At 55.9% G+C, this 20,830-nt stretch carries 18 protein-coding genes; 4 read left to right on the forward strand and 14 right to left on the reverse strand.

All coding sequences use genetic code 11. The features are described from left to right. Positions 1-4: 4 nt before the first annotated feature. Genes GA0061070_RS09180 through GA0061070_RS09195 form a run of 4 tightly spaced genes read right to left on the reverse strand, consistent with a single transcriptional unit; the run spans position 5 to position 3,949 of the window. Positions 5-739, reverse strand: coding sequence for a proteasome-type protease (locus GA0061070_RS09180; RefSeq protein ID WP_090135494.1), 735 nt, complete (start codon positions 737-739; stop codon positions 5-7). Between the two features lie 35 nt (positions 740-774). Continuing rightward, entirely contained in the window at positions 775-1,590 is an 816-nt protein-coding gene (locus tag GA0061070_RS09185; RefSeq protein WP_090135496.1) for a transglutaminase family protein, read from the reverse strand. Further along, a complete protein-coding gene (locus GA0061070_RS09190; RefSeq protein ID WP_090135498.1) occupies positions 1,587-2,516 on the reverse strand; it encodes an alpha-E domain-containing protein in 930 nt (309 codons plus the stop codon). Before GA0061070_RS09190 ends, GA0061070_RS09185 begins: the two co-directional genes overlap by 4 nt. Next, positions 2,516-3,949 (reverse strand): circularly permuted type 2 ATP-grasp protein, encoded by a 1,434-nt coding sequence (locus tag GA0061070_RS09195; protein ID WP_090135500.1) that lies wholly within the window; start codon positions 3,947-3,949, stop codon positions 2,516-2,518. The genes GA0061070_RS09190 and GA0061070_RS09195 overlap by 1 nt, the downstream gene beginning before the upstream one ends. Before the next feature lie 422 nt (positions 3,950-4,371). Between GA0061070_RS09195 and gcvA the strand changes: the two genes are divergently transcribed. Further along, a complete protein-coding gene (gcvA, locus tag GA0061070_RS09200; RefSeq protein WP_090135502.1) occupies positions 4,372-5,271 on the forward strand; it encodes a transcriptional regulator GcvA in 900 nt (299 codons plus the stop codon). A gap of 132 nt (positions 5,272-5,403) precedes the next feature. Here the strand turns inward: gcvA and GA0061070_RS09205 are convergent, their stop codons facing one another. The 5 genes from GA0061070_RS09205 to GA0061070_RS09225 are packed head-to-tail and all read right to left on the reverse strand — an operon-like array spanning position 5,404 to position 9,975. Further along, positions 5,404-6,099, reverse strand: coding sequence for an ABC transporter ATP-binding protein (locus tag GA0061070_RS09205; RefSeq protein WP_090135504.1), 696 nt, complete (start codon positions 6,097-6,099; stop codon positions 5,404-5,406). After that, positions 6,092-6,874 carry an ABC transporter ATP-binding protein gene (locus GA0061070_RS09210; RefSeq protein WP_090135506.1) on the reverse strand — a complete coding sequence of 261 codons (783 nt, stop codon included), beginning with the start codon at positions 6,872-6,874 and terminating at the stop codon, positions 6,092-6,094. The genes GA0061070_RS09205 and GA0061070_RS09210 overlap by 8 nt, the downstream gene beginning before the upstream one ends. Then, positions 6,861-7,907, reverse strand: coding sequence for a branched-chain amino acid ABC transporter permease (locus GA0061070_RS09215; protein WP_090135508.1), 1,047 nt, complete (start codon positions 7,905-7,907; stop codon positions 6,861-6,863). The genes GA0061070_RS09210 and GA0061070_RS09215 overlap by 14 nt, the downstream gene beginning before the upstream one ends. After that, the gene (locus tag GA0061070_RS09220) at positions 7,907-8,806 is read right to left on the reverse strand and encodes a branched-chain amino acid ABC transporter permease (protein ID WP_090135510.1); all 900 of its coding nucleotides are present in this window, start codon (positions 8,804-8,806) and stop codon (positions 7,907-7,909) included. The genes GA0061070_RS09215 and GA0061070_RS09220 overlap by 1 nt, the downstream gene beginning before the upstream one ends. A gap of 32 nt (positions 8,807-8,838) precedes the next feature. Further along, positions 8,839-9,975, reverse strand: coding sequence for an ABC transporter substrate-binding protein (locus tag GA0061070_RS09225; RefSeq protein WP_090135512.1), 1,137 nt, complete (start codon positions 9,973-9,975; stop codon positions 8,839-8,841). Between the two features lie 553 nt (positions 9,976-10,528). Between GA0061070_RS09225 and dgcN the strand changes: the two genes are divergently transcribed. The 3 genes from dgcN to GA0061070_RS09240 are packed head-to-tail and all read left to right on the forward strand — an operon-like array spanning position 10,529 to position 13,376. Then, entirely contained in the window at positions 10,529-11,530 is a 1,002-nt protein-coding gene (dgcN, locus tag GA0061070_RS09230) for an N-acetyltransferase DgcN (protein ID WP_090135514.1), read from the forward strand. Further along, positions 11,530-12,507: an N-acetyl-D-Glu racemase DgcA gene (gene dgcA, locus GA0061070_RS09235; RefSeq protein WP_090135516.1), complete on the forward strand. Its 978-nt coding sequence runs from the start codon at positions 11,530-11,532 to the stop codon at positions 12,505-12,507. The genes dgcN and dgcA overlap by 1 nt, the downstream gene beginning before the upstream one ends. Positions 12,508-12,530: 23 nt before the next feature. After that, positions 12,531-13,376, forward strand: a complete 846-nt coding sequence (locus tag GA0061070_RS09240) for a D-amino-acid transaminase (RefSeq protein WP_090135518.1) — start codon at positions 12,531-12,533, stop codon at positions 13,374-13,376. A gap of 139 nt (positions 13,377-13,515) precedes the next feature. On the opposite strand, the gene GA0061070_RS09245 is transcribed toward GA0061070_RS09240, so the two are convergent. The 5 genes from GA0061070_RS09245 to olsF all read right to left on the reverse strand — a co-directional run bounded on the left by GA0061070_RS09245 (position 13,516) and on the right by olsF (position 20,825). After that, on the reverse strand, positions 13,516-14,472 hold the full coding sequence (locus GA0061070_RS09245; RefSeq protein ID WP_090135520.1) for a D-2-hydroxyacid dehydrogenase: 957 nt from the start codon (positions 14,470-14,472) through the stop codon (positions 13,516-13,518). Between the two features lie 362 nt (positions 14,473-14,834). Then, entirely contained in the window at positions 14,835-15,614 is a 780-nt protein-coding gene (eutC, locus tag GA0061070_RS09250; protein ID WP_090135522.1) for an ethanolamine ammonia-lyase subunit EutC, read from the reverse strand. Next, on the reverse strand, positions 15,611-16,999 hold the full coding sequence (locus tag GA0061070_RS09255) for an ethanolamine ammonia-lyase subunit EutB (protein WP_090135524.1): 1,389 nt from the start codon (positions 16,997-16,999) through the stop codon (positions 15,611-15,613). The genes eutC and GA0061070_RS09255 overlap by 4 nt, the downstream gene beginning before the upstream one ends. Before the next feature lie 9 nt (positions 17,000-17,008). Further along, positions 17,009-18,385 carry an ethanolamine permease gene (gene eat / locus GA0061070_RS09260; protein WP_090135525.1) on the reverse strand — a complete coding sequence of 459 codons (1,377 nt, stop codon included), beginning with the start codon at positions 18,383-18,385 and terminating at the stop codon, positions 17,009-17,011. Positions 18,386-19,106: 721 nt separating this feature from the next. Then, entirely contained in the window at positions 19,107-20,825 is a 1,719-nt protein-coding gene (gene olsF / locus GA0061070_RS09265; RefSeq protein WP_090135527.1) for a bifunctional ornithine lipid synthase OlsF, read from the reverse strand. Positions 20,826-20,830 lie beyond the last annotated feature (5 nt).

Consider the following 20,830-nt stretch of genomic DNA (forward strand, 5'->3'; position numbering starts at 1 on the left):
GGGTTCAGGGTTGTGTGGGGAAGGGCGTCAACTGGCGGAAGGTGTTGAGCAGCCCTTCGGACCAGGCTTTGCGGATGGCAATAAAATAGGGATCACTTTCAATAATCCGCTGCTGTTCGCGGGCATGGAAGCTGTCGCGACGGTAGATCATTACATCCAGCGGCATACCGACGGAGAGATTGCTGCGCAGCGTGGAGTCGATCGAGATCAGCGCGCAGCACATCGCCTGCTCCAGCGGCGTATCCGGCGTTAACACCCGATCGATAATCGGTTTACCGTACTTGCTTTCGCCAATCTGGAAGTAGGGCGTGTCGTTGGTCGACTCGATAAAATTCCCTTCCTGATAGATATGAAACAGCCGGTGCTCTTCGTTGCCAATCTGCCCGCCCAGCAGCATGTTGCAGCCAAAGTTGGTGTTGCTGCCGTTTTGCTGCGCCTTGCTGTCGCGGTGGATAACTTCCCGCACCGTTTCACCCACCAGCGTTGCGGCATCGTACATTGTTTCGGCCTGCATCAGGTTGGGCGTCTGCTGGCTCTCAATACGTGAGGCCAGCAGAGTGATGATGCTCTGCGTGGTCGCCAGATTACCGGCGGACTGGATCACCAACACCCGTTCGCCTTCACGCTGAAAAACGTGAAGTTTTTTGAACGTCGCAATGTGATCGACGCCCGCATTGGTCCGGGAGTCAGAAGCGAAGACCAGCCCGTCACACAGACGCATGGCCACACAGTAGGTCATTACCACACCTTTTTACATAACAGTTGACGCTATTGCTACTGAACCTGTTGCTGCTGTTGCGTAAACAGGTTCACTTCAGCGGTGGAAAACAGCTCTTCGCAGCCGCCGCCTAAACGGCTGCCGCGCACCGGACAGGCATCCAGATAATCCATCCCTACCGCCAGCCGCAGATGCTGGTTGAGCCGGCGGGTATCGTTGGTGATATCAAAACTGTGCCAGCGGTCATTGATCCAGGCTTCCGCCCAGGCATGCATCGCCACGTGCTCGGTATCCTGGCTATAGACATAACCGCTGACATAGCGCGCCGGGATCTTCAGGCTACGGCAGCAGGCCAGAAAGACATGGGTATGATCCTGGCAGACGCCTTTTCCTTTGGCGAATGCGTCCGCTGCGCTGTCCTGTACATGCGTTGCGCCGGGAGTATACGGCATTTTTAGTCGTAATTCCGCCATCAGCGATGTGAGACTCTCTTCGGGCGCCGCTTCCCGGTAATAGCGGCTGGCAAAACTGCGGATCAGATCGTCCGCTTCCGTCAGCGGCGTGACACGTAAAAAGACCAGCGGCGATAACATTTCATCGCTGTTATCCTGGCTCTCTTCCACATTATCGGCGATTTCCACCACCCCTTGAGCGTGGATAAAAATCTCCTGGTGCGGGCTATCCAGCGTCAGCACATGCATCAGGTTGCCATAAGCATCACGGGTGGCGACGGCCGAGGCAGGTAGCGTCAGTTTCCACTCGCTAACCTGCTGGCGCGCGGAAGTTTGCGGCGTCAGTCGCAGATACTGCGTGCTGAATTTCACCTCTTCATCGTACTGGTAATGCGTTAAATGGTTGATGGTGAGTTTCATAGAGCCTCCAGATAAGTCTGGCGAATGCTGTCGGCCAGCTCATTGATTTGGGTGAGGAAGTGGTTCAGCCAGCTTTGTAGCCCCAGCGACATCACTTCGTCGAGAGAACCAAAGCGCAGTTCCACATGCAACAGGTGCGCCTGGCGTAGCGGAACATGCGCCCGCGTGTTACCGATCATTTCCAGTTGCTGCACCAGATCCGCCACGCAGGCATGCAGCGAACGCGGCACATCATTACGAAACACCAACAGTTCGCTGACGGTTTCGCGGCTGATCGGCTGGCGGTAGATGCTGTGATAGGCCTCGCGGGCGCTCACGGCGCGCAGCAGGGTATCGAGGCGATAATATTCACGCACCGGATCCGGATCGTTGTTCAGTTGCTGATCTTTAAGCGCCAGCAGTTGGGCGGTGGCGTAGGCGCGCTCAATCAGCGTACCGACACGGATAAAACATTGTGCGTCGTTGCGCAGTAGCGTGCCGAACATCGCGCCGCGAAACAGATGAGAGCGCTCTTTCACCCAGTCAAAAAAGGTATCAATACCGATTTTATCCACCCCGGACTGACGCAGATTGCGGATGTCAATACGCGTGGTGTTGATGCACTCCCACACTTCTGACGACAGGCTGCCGCGTACCGCGTGGGCGTTATTCCACGCCATTTCAATACAGCTATAAATGCTGCTGGGGTTGTGGCTATCGAGGGCGAAGAAGTTCAGCAGGTTGTTCATGGAAAAGCGGGCGTAACGCTGCTGAAACAGCTCATGAGAAAAGGTGAGATTCAGCGGCAGCGCCAAATCGTGTTGCTGCTGGCGGTGGCGTGGCATCATCGACAGCTTCCAGGTGACATCCAGCACCCGGGCAAAACTCTCTGCCCGCTCCAGGTAGCGGGCCATCCAGTATAGTTCGCTGGCTGTGCGGCTTAGCATTATTCGTCCTCCTCCATCACCCAGGTATCTTTGGTCCCGCCGCCCTGCGACGAGTTCACCACCAGCGAACCTTCGTTCAGCGCCACGCGCGTCAGGCCGCCCGGCACCAGGCGAATCTCTTCGCCGGAGAGCACAAACGGGCGCAGATCGATGTGGCGCGGCGCCAGTCCCTCTTCGACAAAAGTCGGGCAGGTTGAGAGCGCCAGCGTCTCCTGACCAATATAGTTGCCGGGGTTTGCCAGCAACCGCTTGCGGAAATCCTCAATCTGCTGGCGGGTCGATTTTGGCCCGACCAGCATTCCGTATCCGCCCGCACCGTGAACCTCTTTCACCACCATGCTGTCGAGATGGGCCAGCACATAGTTAAGATCGTCAGGTTTACGGCACTGCCAGGTGGCAATATTGCCAAGAATTGGCTCCTCGCTGAGGTAGAAGCGGATCATGTCCGGCACATAGGGGTAAATGGATTTATCATCGGCAACGCCAGTACCGATCGCGTTCGCCAGCACTACGCCGCCCGCCCGGTAGACTGACAGCAGGCCCGGAACACCGAGCATCGAATCGGCATGAAACGCCAGCGGATCGAGATACGCGTCGTCAATGCGACGGTAGATCACATCCACCCGGCACGGGCCTTCAGTGGTGCGCATATAGACCGCGCCGCCTTTGACGAACAGGTCAGCGCTTTCTACCAGCTCCACGCCCATCTGCTGTGCCAGAAAACTGTGCTCGAAATAGGCGCTGTTAAAACGCCCTGGCGTCATCACTACCACCGTGGGATCGTCCACCGGGGTACTCTCACGCAGAGTTTGTAGTAGATAGCCGGGATAGCGCTCCACCGGCGCAATATGCTGGCTGGCGAAGAGATCCGGGTAGAGGCGCATCATCATCTTGCGGTTCTCCAACATATAGGAGACGCCGGACGGGGTGCGCAGGTTATCTTCCAGTACGTAATAGCGACCATCGCTGTTACGTACCATATCGATACCGGTGATGTGAGCATAAATATTGTTATGCAGATCTACGCCCTGCATACAGGGCTGGTACTGCTCATTTGCCAGAACCTGCTCGCGCGGGATAATACCGGCGTTGAGAATATTTTGCTGATGATAGATATCGTACAGGAAAGCATTCAGTGCTTTGACGCGCTGGTGGATGCCCTGATCAAGGATGCGCCATTCATGGGCCGGGATAATTCGCGGTACGCTGTCAAAGGGGATCAGCCGTTCAGTGCCGCCCTCTTCACCATAAACGTTGAACGTAATACCCACCCGGTGAAATAACAGTTCTGCCTGTTCTTTCTTTTGATGGATGGCGTGCTGGTCGGTCTGTTGAAGCCACTGCCACCAGGCATCGTAATGCTGGCGTTGACTGCCCTCTGCGCTGAGCATCTCATCGTAGTAAGGTGCTGTCGGAAGCGTTATTTTTATCATTGTCATCCCCTGCATTCCGTGTGTGAAGATTCTGTAAAAATGCAGAAAGCATGCCAGCATGGCTGACAATGCGTTTTCCTGGTGAGTACAGGCGCAAATGCACCATTTTGATGCGAAGCGCAGCGGCAGCGCGCTAAAGTGGTGTGAAATGTAAGCGTAGCTGCACCTGTGCTAACGGCGTTTCGCATCCGTCGGGCTGACCACCGGACCGAGCGCAACACCCGCCCACTTTTTCGCGCTCAGGCGTTCACCAAAAAAACGCGATGCCCGCCAGCATCATTAATTTCCGGTAATCAATGGCCCACATTGTGCAACTCCTTATGTCGCGTTTTTAACCAGAGATGTTTTACCCGGCGGCATCAGGCTGACAAACCAGCATTTTTGCTACAGTTTAGTTGCACTTAATTATGCGGAGAACCGCAATGACCCTACCGCCCCTTCAGGCATTAATCTGTTTTGCTACCGTCGCCCGACACAGGAGTATGAAAGCGGCGGCCGAGGAGTTATGCATTACCGCCAGTGCCGTGAGCCAGCAAATCGGCAGGCTTGAGGCGTGGCTGAATGTCCGGCTGTTTATGCGCGGGCCACGTTTTCTGGCGCTGACGGCAGAAGGGCACATTTACCTGCGTGCTATCCAGCCTGCGTTTAACCAGATATCGCAGGCCACACAGCGTGTGGTGGATAACGCCTGCCAGAGCAAAATCACTGTCAGTTGTACGCGTGGTTTTGCCATTCAGTGGTTGTTGCCGCGATTGGGTGCTTTCGAAAAACTGCATCCCGGCGTGGAGGTGCAGATTAATACCACTAATCGTGTGGTCAATTTGAGCAGTGAAGGGATCGATTTTGCCGTGCGTCACGGCGCGGGCGTATATCCGGGGCTTCAGTCGCACTGCCTGGTGAACGACCATCTGTTGCCGGTATGCAGCCCTGCGCTGCTGGCGCAAAACCGGCCCGGTTCGCCGCGCGAATTATTGAATTACCCGTTGCTGCACGATGAGCATCGGTTGGACTGGCGTTTATGGTTCGACACGCAGGGCATAGATGATGTGGATACCGATAAAGGGCCGGTGTTTATCGATTCGAACGGTGTGATTGAAGCCGCGCTTGCGGGCCGGGGCGTTGCGCTGGTGCGCCGTGTGTTGGTGGCGGAGGCATTGAGCCGCGGGCGTTTGATCTGCCCACTGGCCATTACCGCTGCCTCACCGATTGCCTATTATCTGGTGTACGACGAATCCGCCGTATTACAGCGAATGAGCCGGGATTTCCGCGACTGGTTGCTGGCAACGGCGGCTTCAGCGGAGCATCGCTGGCCGCAACCGTGATTTCACGGCCATGTCCGATGGCGTAAACGCGTGTCGGGAATGGCATTTATCACGCCAGGAAAAGGTGGTAGCCGCTCACCTGTAGACAAGGTAGGGCAGAGCCACCACCCGGCATCATGCAACAAATATGGCTTACCCGCCGAGATACATCTTTTTCACTTCCGGGTTGGCGAGCACCTCCTGCGCCGCGCCGGAAAGCACAATTTTACCATTCTCCAGCACATAGGCGCGATCGGCGATGGTCAGCGCCGCAGTGGCGTTTTGCTCCACCAGCAGAATAGTGATGTTCTCTTCGCGCAACTGGCGGATGATGGTAAACAACTCGCCCACCACTTTCGGGGCGAGGCCGAGGCTTGGCTCATCCAGCATCAATAATACCGGCTCACTCATTAATGCGCGGGCTATCGCCAGCATCTGCTGCTCGCCACCGCTCATGGTACCCGCCATCTGTTTACGCCGCTCCTTCAGGCGCGGAAACAGAGTAAACATACGATCCCGCAGGTGGGTAAAGTTTGCGAGGTTGTTATACGCCCCCATACGCAGGTTTTCTTCGATGGTCAGGTTGGTGAAGATTTTGCGGCCTTCCGGCACCAGCGCCAGCCCTTTACGCACAATATGGTGCGTCTGGCTGCGCGAGATATCCTCATTGAGAAAATTCACCGTTCCGGTTGAGCGCACCAGATTGATGATGCCGTTCAGCGTTGAGGTTTTTCCCGCGCCGTTGCTGCCAATCAGCGTAACAATTTCACGGTCGTTGATCTCAATATCAACGCCTTTCAGCCCCTGAATGACGCCGTAAAATACCTTTAACTCGTGGGCGCTAAGCATAACGTACCTCTCCCAGGTAGGCGGAGATCACCTCCGGATGTTGGATCGCCTCAGACATCAGGCCGCTAAACAGCGGTTTGCCATACTCCAGCACCATTACCCGTTCGCATAATGCGTTGACGAAAGGCATGTCATGTTCAATAAGCAGCACACTCAGTTGATAATCCTTGCGCATACGAAAAATCAGCCCGGCCAGATCTTCCGTCTCCTTCGGGTTCATCCCGGCGGCGGGTTCATCCAGCAACAACAGTTGCGGCGCTGTTGCCAGCGCGCGGGCAATTTCCACTTTACGTTGGTTGCCATAACTTAGATTGGTGGCCTGCAAATCGGCGTACTCAGCAATGCCGATATATTCCAGCAGTTCCAGAGCCTTTGCCCGCGCGGCGCGTTCAGCCGGGAAATAGCGGCCAATATGCAGCGCCGCTTCCAGCAGCGAATAGCGGCTGGCGTGATCCAACCCGACCATCACGTTTTCCAGCACCGTCATCGAGTTAAACAGGCGGATATTCTGGAAGGTACGCGCAATACCAGCATTCACCACCTGGTTGGGCTTCAGCCCTTTGATCGATTTCCCCGCCAGCGTTACGCAACCGCTGGTGGGTTTGTAGTTAGCAGTGATGACGTTAAACAGCGTAGTTTTCCCTGCGCCATTGGGGCCGATAAGGCCGAAAATCTCAGCTTCATCGACATGAAAACTGACGTTGTCGATGGCCCGCAACCCGCCGAACTGCATCACAATATTCTCGACTTGCAGGATGACATTATTTGCTGTCATGACGGCTCCTTCTGCGCAACTGCCACAGCTCTTTTTTCCCCAACAACCCTTCGCGGGCGAACAACATAATCAGCAACAGCAGCAGCGAGAAGACCACCATACGTAGCCCCGGGTAGGCGCCAAGATCGTGACCGAACAGCGACAGCGGCTGGTCAAGGAAACGCAGCCATTCGCCGCTACCCACCACCACAATGGTTCCCAACAGCGCGCCAGTGGTGCTGCCCAGACCGCCGAGTACAATAATGATCAGCAACTGGAAGGTGAGCATAAAATCAAACAATCCCGGCGAGATCGTCGTCAGCAGTGAGGCCAGCAGGCCGCCGCCAATCCCTTCAAAGAAAGCGCTGGTGGCGAAGGCGCAGGTTTTAATGCGGAAGGTATTGATACCCATCGCAATTGCCGCATCTTCATCGTCGCGAATCGCCTTCATCATGCGGCCATACTTCGACCACACCAGTTGCAGGATCATCCCGGTTGCCGCCAGCGCGAACAGGCCGCACCAGAACAGCAGATGCGGTTGCTGGGGAATATCGTTCAGCCCAATCGCGCCATTGGTGATTTGCGGATTGTTAATGGCGAGGATCTTGATAATAAAACCGAAGCCCAGCGTGACAATCGCCAAATAGTCGCCGCGCACGCGGAACACCGGAAACGCCAGACACACTGCCAGCACGGCAGCGCACACGCCGCTGATTAACAGCGCGGGCAGGAAGCTGGCGTGCAATAGCATAATAAACGGGCTGGGCGTCGCCATTTCGAACATATCCATCTTGCTGTCGCTGGAGAGAATAAACAGCGCGGTAACATACGCGCCAACGGCAACAAACCCGTTAGGCTCCAGTGAAAGCTGGCCGGTGACGCCGTTAATCAGGTTGTAGCTGACGGCGAGGATCATAAAAACGAAAACGGTGCTGATCACTCGCACAATATAGTCGTTAAACAGCAAGTTAATCCCCACCAGTAGCGCAATGGTGATCAGAATAATCAGCAGATTACGCCCCTGCGCGGCAAGCGTTGTGGTCGGGTTCAACATCAGAAACGGCTCCTTTCCAGGCGTTCGTCACCCATAATGCCTACCGGGCGGAACAGCAAGACCAGAATCAAAAACATGAACGCGAACGCGTCCTTATAGCCGCCAAGCTCCGGGAAAATGGCAACTGCGACCACTTCGGTAAAACCGAGAATAAAGCCGCCGAGCACCGCGCCGGTGACGCTGCCAATACCGCCGAGTACCGCCGCCGCAAAGGCTTTCAGACCAATCAGCACGCCCATTAACGGGTCAATGGTTGGGTAGCTGATGGAGTAAAACACCCCACCCAGCGCCGCGAGGCTGCTGCCGAGGGCAAACACCAGCGAGATAATACGGTTCGCGTCGATGCCCATTAGCCGCACGGTATTAACGTCAAACGCCACTGCGCGGATCGCCATACCATAGCGAGTGCGATAAAGCAGCCAGAGGATTGCCAGCAACAACAGCACGGTGATCAGCGGTACGATCCACGCCACGTTGGTAATGATGATGTGGCCGAAGGTCAGCGTTTTGTTGAAATAGTCTGGTGCGGAGAAGAAGCGGGAACTTCCGCCAAACAGTACGTTGAACAGGTTTTCGAGAAAAAAACTGACGCCGATAGCGGTGATCAGCATCGAAATTTTCGATGCCTGGCGTAGCGGGCGATAGGCGACCCGGTCAATGAACATGCCCAGCAGGCCGCACAAACCGAGGGTCAGAAAAATGGCTACCCCAAAGGGCAGCCCAATAGAGGAAAACAGAAACAGGGTGGCAAATGCGCCAACCATCATCACATCTGCATGCGCGAAGTTAATCAGGCGCAGAACCCCGTAAACCATGGTGTAGCCGATGGCGATCAAGGCGTACATGCCGCCCAGACTCATGCCGTTGACTACCTGCTGGAAAAAAATGGCGCCATCCATTAAAAAACCTCTTATTAACAGCCAGTTACTGCTTACGGATTGACTACGGTTTTAAAGGCTAGCTGGCCGTCTTTCACTTCGTTGATCACCGCACTGCGCACTGCATCGCCATCTTTCAGCGTCAGCGTACCAGTCACGCCCTGGAAGTCTTTAGTGGCACGGATTTTCTCGTTAACACAGACGCGATCGCGCGGGTTATTACACTGGTTCATGGCGTTGACGATCACGTTGTACGCATCGGCCGCCATTGCACCCCAGGTGTGGGTCGGGGTTTTGTACTTCTCTTCCCAGGCTTTGATAAAAGCTTCACCAGCAGGCGTCTGCTCTTTGGCGTTCGGTGAGTAGTAATCGGTGGTCATATAGCCGTTGACCGCATCTTTACCCACTTCGAAAAATACCGGGTCTGCCGCCAGGCCATCGCCGCCCACTACCGGTTTATCGAGGCCGAGTTGTTTCGCCTGTACGGCAATCAGCGCACCCTCGGTGTAGTAAATCGGCATGTAGATCATGTCGACGTTTTTCGCTTTCACGCTGGAGAGTTGCGCTTTGAAATCTTTGCTGCCCGATGGCGCCTGTACTTCGATAGGAATGGTGCCGCCGTTTTTCAGGAACTGGGTGCGGAAGGCTTTCGCCAGACCAACCGAGTAGTCGTTGCTACTGTCAAACACGATGGCTGCGGTTTTGGCTTTCAGATCGCGGGACGCGAGGTTTGCACCGACCACGCCCTGGAAGCTGTCCGAGAAGCAGACGCGGCTGACATAGGGATGGTTGCGGGTAACACGGTCGTTTGTCGCCGTCGAAGAGACCAGCGGCGTTTTGGTGTCGTCGGCGATTTTCACCATCGCCAGCGTATTCGAAGAGGTCACTTCACCGATCACGGCATCCACTTTATCGCTGGACACCAGGCGCTGCATGGCGTTCGCCGCTTCGACTTTGTCACTCTTATCGTCGATCACGATAAGCTTAATGGTGTCGCCGTTTTTCAGCATCGGGGTGATGCCCTGAATCAGATCCAGACCTTTTTGTGAAGGCTGACCATAGCCGCTCAGTGCGCCGCTCAGCGGCAGCACCACACCGATTTTAATTTCTTCCGCCAGTGCACTGTGTGCGCCCGCCAGGCCGGAAATCAGTACGGCCATTAAAGAGACTTTCCCACCAAAACTCTTCATTGTTACCTCACGTCCGTCAGTTGATTGTTTATGTTTAACCATCAATTAATGCGCAACACTGGAATAACGAAGCGGCCGGAATACAGAAATTAACGGCCTGATGCTTTTGATTTATCGCATTTATTTAATAAAGGGTTTTCCTGTCAATAATGATTGCACCATACATCCATTAATCCGGTTTTTCTCATCCATTCTCCTTATAGATTTACCCGCTGTGATAGCACTGTTTTGGCTGCCTAAAATAGTGCAGGTGCGCTGTCATGGTGCATGAATAAATAAGTGAGGTGGCGCGCAAAATATTTTTATGTCTTCGTTGTCTGCGATCGCCTTATTTAAAGATAAAAATATTTTCAGTTGTTTTTTACAAACTATTTTGCAGAATAAAAAACTGGATAATGGCGATAAATGTGGTAGTTAAGGCCTGAGTTAGTGAGTATTGACAATAATAAAACCCTTGTTATTCTGCATTGGCAGTTAGTTTATTATTCCATTTTCAGAAATGTTATTTCTGCGTTAATTATTTTATTCAGTCTTATCCTGAGGGGGATAAATAATGAATATTCAAAAACCCTATCTGCTTTTTTTAGGTGATGCGCACGATCAACTGGCGGCAAAAGTCGCGGAAGGAATTAAACAATGGCACCCGGAATATTGCGTCGGGCAATACCGTATGGCGAACTGTCATGCCAATTGTCAGTTGCCGGATATGGATATTGATACAGCGGTAAAAGCGGGCGCAAAAACGTTGGTGATCGGTGTCGCTAATCGCGGCGGTATTATTTCAAAAGAGTGGATTTCCATCCTCAGCCATGCGCTGGAAAGTGGGCTGGATCTGGCGGCGGGCCTGCATAATAAACTGGCTGATGTTCCGGAACTGAAAGCGCTGGCTGACCGTCTTGGTCGCTCACTGTTTGACGTCCGCCACCCGACTCAGCAATATCCGGTTGCCAGCGGGCGTAAACGCAGCGGCAAACGTCTGCTGCCGGTTGGTACCGACTGCTCCTGCGGCAAGATGTACACGGCGCTGGCGATTGAAAAAGAGATCCTCGCCCGTGGCGGCAAAGCTACCTTCCGCGCAACCGGGCAGACCGGCATTCTGATCAGCGGCAGCGGCATCAGCGTGGACGCGGTCGTCTCAGACTTTGTCTCCGGCGCGGTGGAAACCCTCGCCCCGGATAACGACGCCGATCACTGGGATATCATCGAAGGGCAGGGTTCACTGTTTCACCCTTCATTTGCCGGGGTGACCACCGGGCTTATCCACGGCGCGCAGCCGGATGCGCTGGTGCTGTGCCATGAGCCCACCCGCACACATATGCGCGGCGTTGACTATCCGGTACCGGATATTCTCGATTGCATGGCGCTGAACCTGAAAATGGCGCAACTGACGAACCCGAAGGCGAAATTTATTGGCATTTCCATCAACACGTCGGCGCTGGATAAGGCAGAGGCGATTGCGCTGATGTCCTCCCTGCAACAGCGTACCGGGCTGCCGGTAGTCGATCCGTTCCGTCAGGGCGTTGGCGCACTGGTTGATGCGCTGGCGACGCTGTAATGGAACTGTTGGTAGCGCATGAGCGCTGGCCGCTGCGGCAGGCATTTACTATCTCGCGCGGCAGCCGCACGGCGGCCGACGTGGTGTCGGTAACGTTGCAGGCGCAGGGCATTAGCGGGCGCGGTGAATGCCTGCCTTACGCCCGCTATGGCGAAACCGTTGAGAGTGTGATGGCACAGATTGAGGCGCTGCGTGGCGACCTCGCTGCCGGGATGAGCCGCGAGCAGTTGCAGCAACGGCTATCGGCTGGCGCAGCGCGGAATGCGCTGGACTGCGCCTTCTGGGACTGGCAATGCAAACGCAGCGGGCAGAGTATCTGGCAACTGACCGGCAGCGGAACGCCGCACCACCTGCAAACGGCTTATACGCTTTCGCTGGATACGCCGGAAAAAATGCAGCAGGCGGCGCGGGAAAACGCCTGGCGCCCCTTGCTGAAACTGAAGCTGGCCGATGAGCAGGATATCGCTCGCGTGACGGCCGTGCGTGAAGGCGCGCCGCAGGCACGGTTGATCGTCGATGCCAATGAAGGCTGGAACGAGAGCATCTATTTACAGCAGGCGACGGCGCTGGCGGCGCTTGGTGTCTCGCTTATCGAGCAGCCGCTTGCGGCCGGGCAGGACGCCGTGCTGGCACAGTTGCCGCATCCGGTGCCGCTGTGCGCCGATGAATCTTGCCATGATTCCGCCACGTTGGCGCAACTGGTCGGGCGCTATGAGTTTATCAATATCAAGCTCGACAAGACCGGCGGCCTGACCGAAGCGCTGCGCGTACGGACGCAGGCGCAGCAACTTGGGCTGCAAATTATGGTGGGCTGCATGGTGGCGACGTCGCTGTCGATGGCGCCCGCCGTGGTTGTCGCGCAGCAGGCCAGCGTTGTCGATCTCGACGGGCCGCTGCTGCTGGCGGACGATCGCCCGCACGGGCTGCACTATGATGGCAGCGAACTTTTTCCACCGACACCGGCTCTGTGGGGCTGATGGCGAAGCGTAAGGAGAGAATAATGTCACGCACAGTCTATGTGAATGGCGAATACCTGCCGGAAGCAGCGGCGAAAGTATCGGTCTTTGATCGCGGTTTTCTGTTTGCTGACGCCGTGTATGAAGTGACCGCTGTGGTGAATAGCAAGCTGGTGGATTTTGCCGGGCACTATGCGCGGCTGGTGCGCTCCTGCGGCGAGCTGGGGTTAGCGCTGACGATGGATGAAAACGGCCTGCGCGAGATCCACCAGCGGCTGATTGTGGAAAATGCGTTGCAGGAAGGCGGCATTTACCTGCAACTGACGCGCGGTAACGCCGGCGATCGGGATTTCCATTTTCCGCCCGCCAGTACGCCGCCGACGCTGGTGCTATTCACCCAGGCACGCGCGGTGGTGGATCATCCGGCGGCCAGCAAAGGCATTCGCGTGGTGACCTGCCCGGATATTCGCTGGCAGCGCCGGGATATCAAAACCGTGCAGTTGCTGGCGCCCTGTCTGGCAAAAGCTTTTGCCGAGGCACAGGGTGCGGACGACGCGTTTCTGGTAGAAAACGGCTATATCACTGAGGGGAGTTCCTGTAACTGCTATATCGTGCAGGACGATAACACCGTGGTGACTCGGCCGCTGAGCAACAGTATTCTGCACGGTATTACCCGCAAAGCGCTGGTGAAGCTGGCCGAGGAGCACTGCGTGACCATCGAGGAGCGGCTGTTTACTCCGGAAGAGGCGCGTAACGCCCGTGAAGTGTTTATCAGCTCGGCCACCACATTTGTCTGGCCAGTGGTTGCCGTTGACGGGCAGACCATCGGCGACGGTAAACCGGGGCCGATCACTCAGCTGTTGCGACGGATCTATTTGCAGATGCTCTGAGTTTTTAGCGCCCTCCGCGAAAAACTGTGGTGCGCGTTACTTGCCGGATGGCGCCGTGCTTTCCGGCATTTGCTGCCGCTAGCGTGGCGTTTTTCTCCCGGTTGAGAATTTTCTGATCGTTCAAATGGGCTGCGGGCGCTTAATCCACCCGGTTTTGCGGTTGTCCGGCAATAAACGCGGCGACGTTTTCTACGGTTGTCGCAAGAATACGCCCGCGTGCCTCCACCGACGCCCAGGCAATATGCGGGGTGATAAGGCAGTTTTTGGCGGACAGCAATGGGTTATCGGCAGCAGGCGGTTCGCTGGAGAGCACATCTACCGCAGCACCCGCGACATGGCCTGCATTTAGCGCGGTAGCCAGATCCGCTTCATTTATCAGATCGCCGCGCGAGGCGTTTAGCAGCAGTACGCCGGGTTTCATTTTTTGCAGCGTGCGGTGGTTGATCATCCCTTTGGTGGCGGGCGTCAGTGGGCAGTGCAGGCTGATGACATCGGCTTCGGCATACAGCGTGTCGGGATTAACATAACGCATATTACTGTTTTCCGCCCTTTTCGCTGAGCCCGTCGCACAGGCCAGCACCGTCATCCCCATTGCCTGGGCAATAGCGCCAAACGCCTGGCCGATGCGGCCATAACCGATAATGCCGATCTTTTTGCCCGCCAATTCAACCATCGGGTTCAGCCAGTAACACCAACTGTTGCGCTGCTGCCAGCCACCGGCGCGAACATCCGCACTGTGTTCGCTGACGTGGTTACACAGCGCCAACAGCAGCGCGGTGGTGAATTGCGCCACCGTGGCAGTACCGTAGGAGGGTACATTGGAGACGGCAATACCGCGCGAATGCGCGGCGTTCAGATCGATAATGTTATAGCCTGTGGCGGTTACGGCGATAAATTTCAGTTCCGGACACTGGCTGAACACCGTTTCGCCCAGCACAACTTTGTTGGTTATAGCGATGTCGGCATTCGCCAGCCTTTCTGCCACTTGCTCCGGCGCGGTGTTGTCATATACCGCCACTTCGCCCAGTTGCTCAAGCCCCTGCCAGCTAAGATCGCCCGGATTAAGAATACCGCCATCTAACACAACAATTTTCATAGGTTACCCGTTTGTTTTTTTATCACGTCATCAACTTAGAGCCTATCCCATTAGGCTATTTTATTTGCCATTTTGGTCCTGGGCAGTGCTCACACAAAATGTTATAGCATTTTGAACGCCGCTTGCGGCGGCCCTTTAGGGCGAGCGAAGCGAGTAATCCTCACGTACTGAGTGTACGCTCCGGTTGTTGCGCGCTGTCCGTGCCCAAACTGGCTGCAACAATATACGCCTACTGGGGTAGGCTCTTAGACGATGTGCTGCCGGGGGGTAAGCACTTTCTTCATGCCCGCAGGGGCTAATGAGGAGGGAAGGGCAGTGAGCGGTGGGGTAAAGTGGCAACGCGACGCCGCATTGCCAACGGGTTAGCTCGTCGCGGTAAGTCGCGGCGTGACGCGACCATGCAGCGCCGGGTTGTCGCTCTCATCTTTCAGGTGTACGCCAGTCAAACGGCGCAAAAACGCCTGTTCCAGCAGCCACGCCAGTTTGAAGGCCGCCGCTTCGTAATTCAGCCCTTCCGGGCGAATGTTAGAGATGCAGTTGCGTTCTGACTCAATGCGTACGCGCTGCGGTTTCCAGGTGAGATAGACGCCCAGGCTGTCCGGTGAGGACAAGCCGGGCCGCTCGCCAATCAGAATTGCCACCGCTTTGCTGTTCAGCGTTTCGCCGATATCGTCGCCCAGCGCCACGCGTGACTGGTGCGCCAGCACAATCGGCCCGAGCGAAATCCCTAACGTTTCAAGGTAGGGCAGCAGGGCGCGGATCAGCCCAACGGACTGACGATGTACAGCGTGCGATGATAAACCATCGCCAATCACCAGCAGTAGATCGTGCGCCGGTGTGCGGCTGGCGGCGAGATCGGCACGGCTCTCTTCGCTCAACATGCGCCCCAGATCCGGGCGGTTGAGATAGATATGTCGGTCCGACGCCGCGCTGTGCGCTTCCAGCGTGGTCAACCCCAGTTCGTGGAGCTGGCTTGCCAGGCTGTCACTGTCGAAGGGCTGATGGATGGCGTCACGCGCCTGGGCGTGGGCAAGACCAAATTTCAGCACTTCATTGGTTGGCAGGCTGGCACCGCTGCGACCCAGCGCAATACGGGCGTCGGTGAATTCACGCAGCAGGGACCAGGCATCGGGCGAGTTCATGCAGGCGCTCCTTGTGGCATCACGGTCAGTAATGGATGGTTTGCGCCGGTGAGGCGTAGCTGGCCGTGGGTGTCGATAATCTGCATCCTTGTTAGCCAGTCGGCGAACTCCGGCGCGTGCTTCAGCCCCAGCAGGCGGCGCGCATAGAGCGCATCATGGAATGAAGTGCTCTGATAGTTGAGCATGATGTCATCTGCGCCCGGAACGCCAATCAGGAAGGTTAGCCCGGCGGTACATAGCAGCGTCAGCAATGTATCCATATCATCCTGATCCGCTTCGGCATGATTGGTGTAACAGACGTCGCAGCCAATCGGCAGCCCCATCAGTTTGCCGCAGAAGTGGTCCTCCAGCCCGGCGCGGATAATCTGCTTGCCGTCATACAGGTATTCCGGGCCGATAAACCCGACCACCGTGTTGACGAGCAGCGGTTTAAAGTGCCGCGCTACCGCGTAGGCACGCGCTTCACAGGTTTGCTGATCGACGCCATGATGGGCGTTCGCTGACAGGCAACTGCCCTGGCCGGTCTCGAAATACATCACGTTATCGCCCAGCGTTCCGCGTTTTAGCGAAAGCGCAGCCTCGTGGGCTTCCTGCAACAGCGCGAGGTTAATACCAAAGCCGCTGTTTGCCGCTTCGGTACCAGCCACCGACTGAAACACCAGATCCACCGGCGCGCCGCGCTCAATTAGCTGTAACGTGTTGGTGACGTGCGTCAGCACGCAGGACTGTGTGGGAATGGCAAAACGGTCGATGATGTCTGCCATCATATGGTTCAGCTTTTGCAGTACCGGCAGGCTGTCGCTGGCCGGGTTGATGCCAACCACTGCGTCGCCCGCGCCGTAAAGCAGGCCATCCAGCATGCTGGCGGCAATGCCTTTCAGATCGTCAGTCGGGTGGTTGGGTTGCAGGCGCACACTGAGGTGACCGGGCAAACCGATGGTATTGCGAAAGCGGGTAATGATACTGCATTTGCTGGCAGTGAGGATCAAATCCTGGTTGCGCATCAGTTTGCTGACGGCGGCGGCCATTTCCGGGGTGATCGCCGGAGCAACCTGGCTTAGCAGCGCAGTATCGGTGGTATCGGCCAGCAGCCAGTCACGAAATTCACCCACCGTCAGATGGGCGATTAACGTAAAAGCAGCGCTGTCGTGAGTGTCGATGATGAGGCGAGTCACCTCATCTTTTTCATAGGGAACCAGCGGATTGTCGAGGATCTCGCGCAGCGGTACATCGGCAAGGGCGATTTTGGCCGCCATACGCTCTTCGGCTGATTGTGCTGCAACCCCGGCCAGCACATCCCCGGAACGCGCCGGGGAGGCTTTAGCCATGACTTCTTTCAGGCTGGCGAACTGCCATGTGCGGTGCGCCAGAGTGGTTTTATACATTGCGTCTCCTCAGGAGATAGCGCGCAGTTGCGGGTCCAGCGCGGCACGTTCGCGCGCCGATGCGGTTTTACGAAACCACATATAACCGCCCAGCATCATCACGGCGAAAATCAGCGCCAGCAGAGTGTTGTACCAGACCATCGCCACCAGGCAGAGAACTGCCATTCCGAGTGCAAAAGCCGGTGCGTAGGGGAACAACGGCGCTTTAAAAGGGCGCTCAAGGTTCGGCTCGCTACGGCGCAGCTTGAACAGCGCGGCCATGGAGATGATATACATAACAATAGCGCCAAAGACCGACATCGTCACAATGCAGGCGGTGAGCGGCATGCCGCTGATGGTGATCAGCGAATCGGAGAAGATCGCCGCAATCCCCACCACGCCACCGGCGAGGATCGCCAGAATCGGCGTACGGGTTTTACGGTTCAGATTAGCCAGGCTGGCAGGCAGATAACCCGCGCGCGCCAGCGAGTAGATCTGGCGGGAATAACCCATAATAATGCCGTGGAACGACGCGACCAGACCAAACAGGCCAAGCCAGACCAGCATATGCAGCCAGCCGCTGCTGCTGCCGACCACCAATTTCATTGCCTGCGGCAGCGGATCGTTGATGTTCGACAGGTTGCGCCAGTCGCCCACACCGCCCGCGAGAACCATCACGCCAACCGCCAGTACTGTCAGTGTCAGAATGCCGCCGCCGAGCGCACGCGGAATGGTGCGTTTCGGATCTTTAGCTTCTTCTGCTGCCATTGATGCGCCTTCAATCGCCAGAAAGAACCAAATTGCAAACGGAATAGCCGCGAACATGCCCGGCAACGCGATGCCGCTGAAGCTTTCCGCACCTGCCCAGCCGTTGGCAGTGAAGTTGCTCCACGAGAAACCCGGTGCAACAACGCCCATAAACACCAGCAGTTCGAAAATCGCCAGCAGGGTGACAATCAGCTCAAAGGTGGCGGCAATACCGACGCCCAGAATGTTAAGCACCATAAAGATGACGTATGCGCCGCAGGCCACCCATTTCGGATCGAGTGACGGGAACTGCACGTTAAGGTAGGCGCCAATCGCCATGGCGATCGCCGGTGGCGCAAAGACGAACTCGATAAGCGTAGCAAAACCTGCGATAAACCCGCCGGTGGGCCCGAAGGCGCGATAAGCATAAGCAAAAGGCCCGCCTGCATGCGGGATCGCTGTGGTCAGCTCGGTAAAGCTAAAGATAAAAGCGCAGTACATGGCGGCAATCGCCAGCGCGACAATCAGAAAGCCGAGCGTTCCGGCCTGCGACCAGCCGTAACTCCAGCCGAAGTATTCCCCTGAAATAACCAGTCCGACGGCAATGCCCCACAGGCGGAAGCTGCCGAGTGTTCTTTTTAGTGTTGTTTGTGTGTTCATTCTTTTACTGCCTCGCCATTAATACAGTTGCTGGCAGAGTTGCAAAGTCAGTGCCAGGAAAGAGAAACCTTCTGACACATAGGGTTACAGGCAACATAGCGGAAAATGCACAATAAGAGTGCACCGCCGCCGACCGAAAACGGGTGCAAGCTGCCCTGCAATGGTGAAAAAAGGAAAGAAACCCTCAACGGGGAAAATGAATGTGCAAGTGCGGACAGAAACAGCCACTGATGCGGTTTTTGGAAATATAATAGGGAATAACTGGAAATTTAAATCCGATAATTCTTAGCTCAATTTGTGTGCAGGATGCTTTAATTTATGCAATGACGTTACGTATATTTGTTTATTTATACGACGAGTTAACTGTTTGATTTAATGTGTTTGTGTTGGTTTTTTTGAGCAATGACAGACAGTAATCAGGTGAGTATCTGATGTTAAATACAGTTCTGGATAATAGATTAACCTGATTTTTCCGGCCATTAATTTGGGGAAAACAGTTTCAGGAAAATCCAGGAATATTTAATAAAAGAGGATGTATATGGCCTGGCGACCGATTTTATATGTCATCCTGACGCATAATCCTCGTCTGAATAGCAGGCGAGCGCAGTTGCGGTTGATCCAGGGTTGAATGCCTGCGTGCCGGAAAAGGATTTTGCCTTCTCCCTCCGGCACGCAAGACAACGCTCAGGTCTGCGGCACGTTACGCTTTCTTGCGCAGCATTTAGCCCGCTTTTTGCTCTGGCAGATGCGCGGCGATATAACGCTCGTAACGGTTTGCTTTCAGACGCGTTAAATCCACCAGCACCAGACCATCGACACAGTTATTGAAGTCGGGATCGCAACCGAAGTCGATAAACTGCACGCCGCCCGGTTCACACAGTTCAGAATACTGCTTGTAGAGCGGTGGAATGCCGCAACCAAGGTTGCCAAGCAGCGATTTCAGCCGGGTCAAATCTTCGGTGTAATCTTCACCGCTAAACTGGGCGAGCACGTCTGGCATCGTGGCCGGCCACGGCCGACGTGATGAGGCCAGAGGCCAGGTCGCCGGGAACCACAGGCGGTAGAACGCCACCAGCAGATCCCGCGCCGCAGGCGGCAAGCCACCGGAGATAGAGACCGGGCCAAACAGGTAGCGGTACTGCGGATAACGCGCCAGATAAGCGCCAATGCCCGACCACAGATAATCCAGGCCGCGACGTCCCCAGTAGCGCGGCTGAATAAAACTGCGCCCCAGTTCGATGCCATGACGCAGTACATCGGCCATTCGTTCGTCATAATGGAACAGGCTGTAACTGTATAAGCCTTCAACGCCGTGCGCCTCAACCTGCTGCGACGTTGGCATAAAGCGGTATGCGCCGACGATTTCCAGATCGGCATCATCCCACAGGATCAGGTGCAGGTAATCGTCGTCATATTTATCCGTATCACGACGTTTACCGCTGCCTTCACCCACAGCACGGAAGGCGACTTCGCGCAGCCGTCCCAGCTCGCGCAGTAGCGGCGCGTCTTCCTGCCCATTGCGCTGCCAGAGGTAAATAACTTTTCCGTCCGTAGTGCGGCCGAGGCACTCGGCATTATTAAGTTCGCGGCGCAGCGTGATGCGCTCTTCCGGGCGTGCAATGGCGCACTCGGTTTTGAAGGGGCCGGAGAGTCCTTTACCCAGACGCAATACATGTTGGCGACACTTATCGGCCAGTTCGCGTGGGGCAAGTTGCGGCGTATGCCAGCTATCCCAGGGAATGCGCTGGCCGATTTTGATCGGCAGGTTGCTGTCCCGGCGGCGAAACATCTGTTGCATCAGTAGCAGGAAGGGCAGCGTTTCCGACACCATCGCGCTGGCGTAGAACAGTGCACTGTTACGCGCGTCAATCCAGGCGGGCAGCAGCGGCGCGCGGAACTTGCCCGCCAGTTTGATAAAACCAGCATGCCAGTTTTTATCGCGGATGCCTTTACGCGTCATGCGTGAGACTTCTCCCGCCGGGAAGAAGATCAGCACTCCGCCGCCCTGCAAATGGTTTTCCATCTGTTGCAGCGAGGATTTTCGCGTACGGCCACCCATGTTATCCACCGGGATAAACAGCGAGCTGAGCGGTTCAAGGTGGGTCAACATGCGGTTGGTGACCACCTTCACATCACGGCGTACACGTGAAACAGCATACATCAGCGCCATCCCGTCAAGCGTACCTGTCGGATGGTTAGCGATGATGACCAATGGGCCTTGTTCGGGGATTTGTTCGAGGTCGTGAGCGGGAACGGTGCAGCGGATTTGTAGATGTTCAAGCACTTGCTCCACCATATCCAGCCCTTTCAGGTGGGGATGGCTCGCGGCGAACTGCTGGAACTCCTGTTCGTAAAGCAGGCGCCGCAGCACGTTTTTTTGCCAGGGCGCAGGTCTGGCCTGCGGCCAGAGATCCTGAAGTACGTTGTCGAGACTAAACATGGTGG

The organism is Kosakonia oryziphila (assembly GCF_900094795.1).
Taxonomy (GTDB): domain Bacteria; phylum Pseudomonadota; class Gammaproteobacteria; order Enterobacterales; family Enterobacteriaceae; genus Kosakonia; species Kosakonia oryziphila.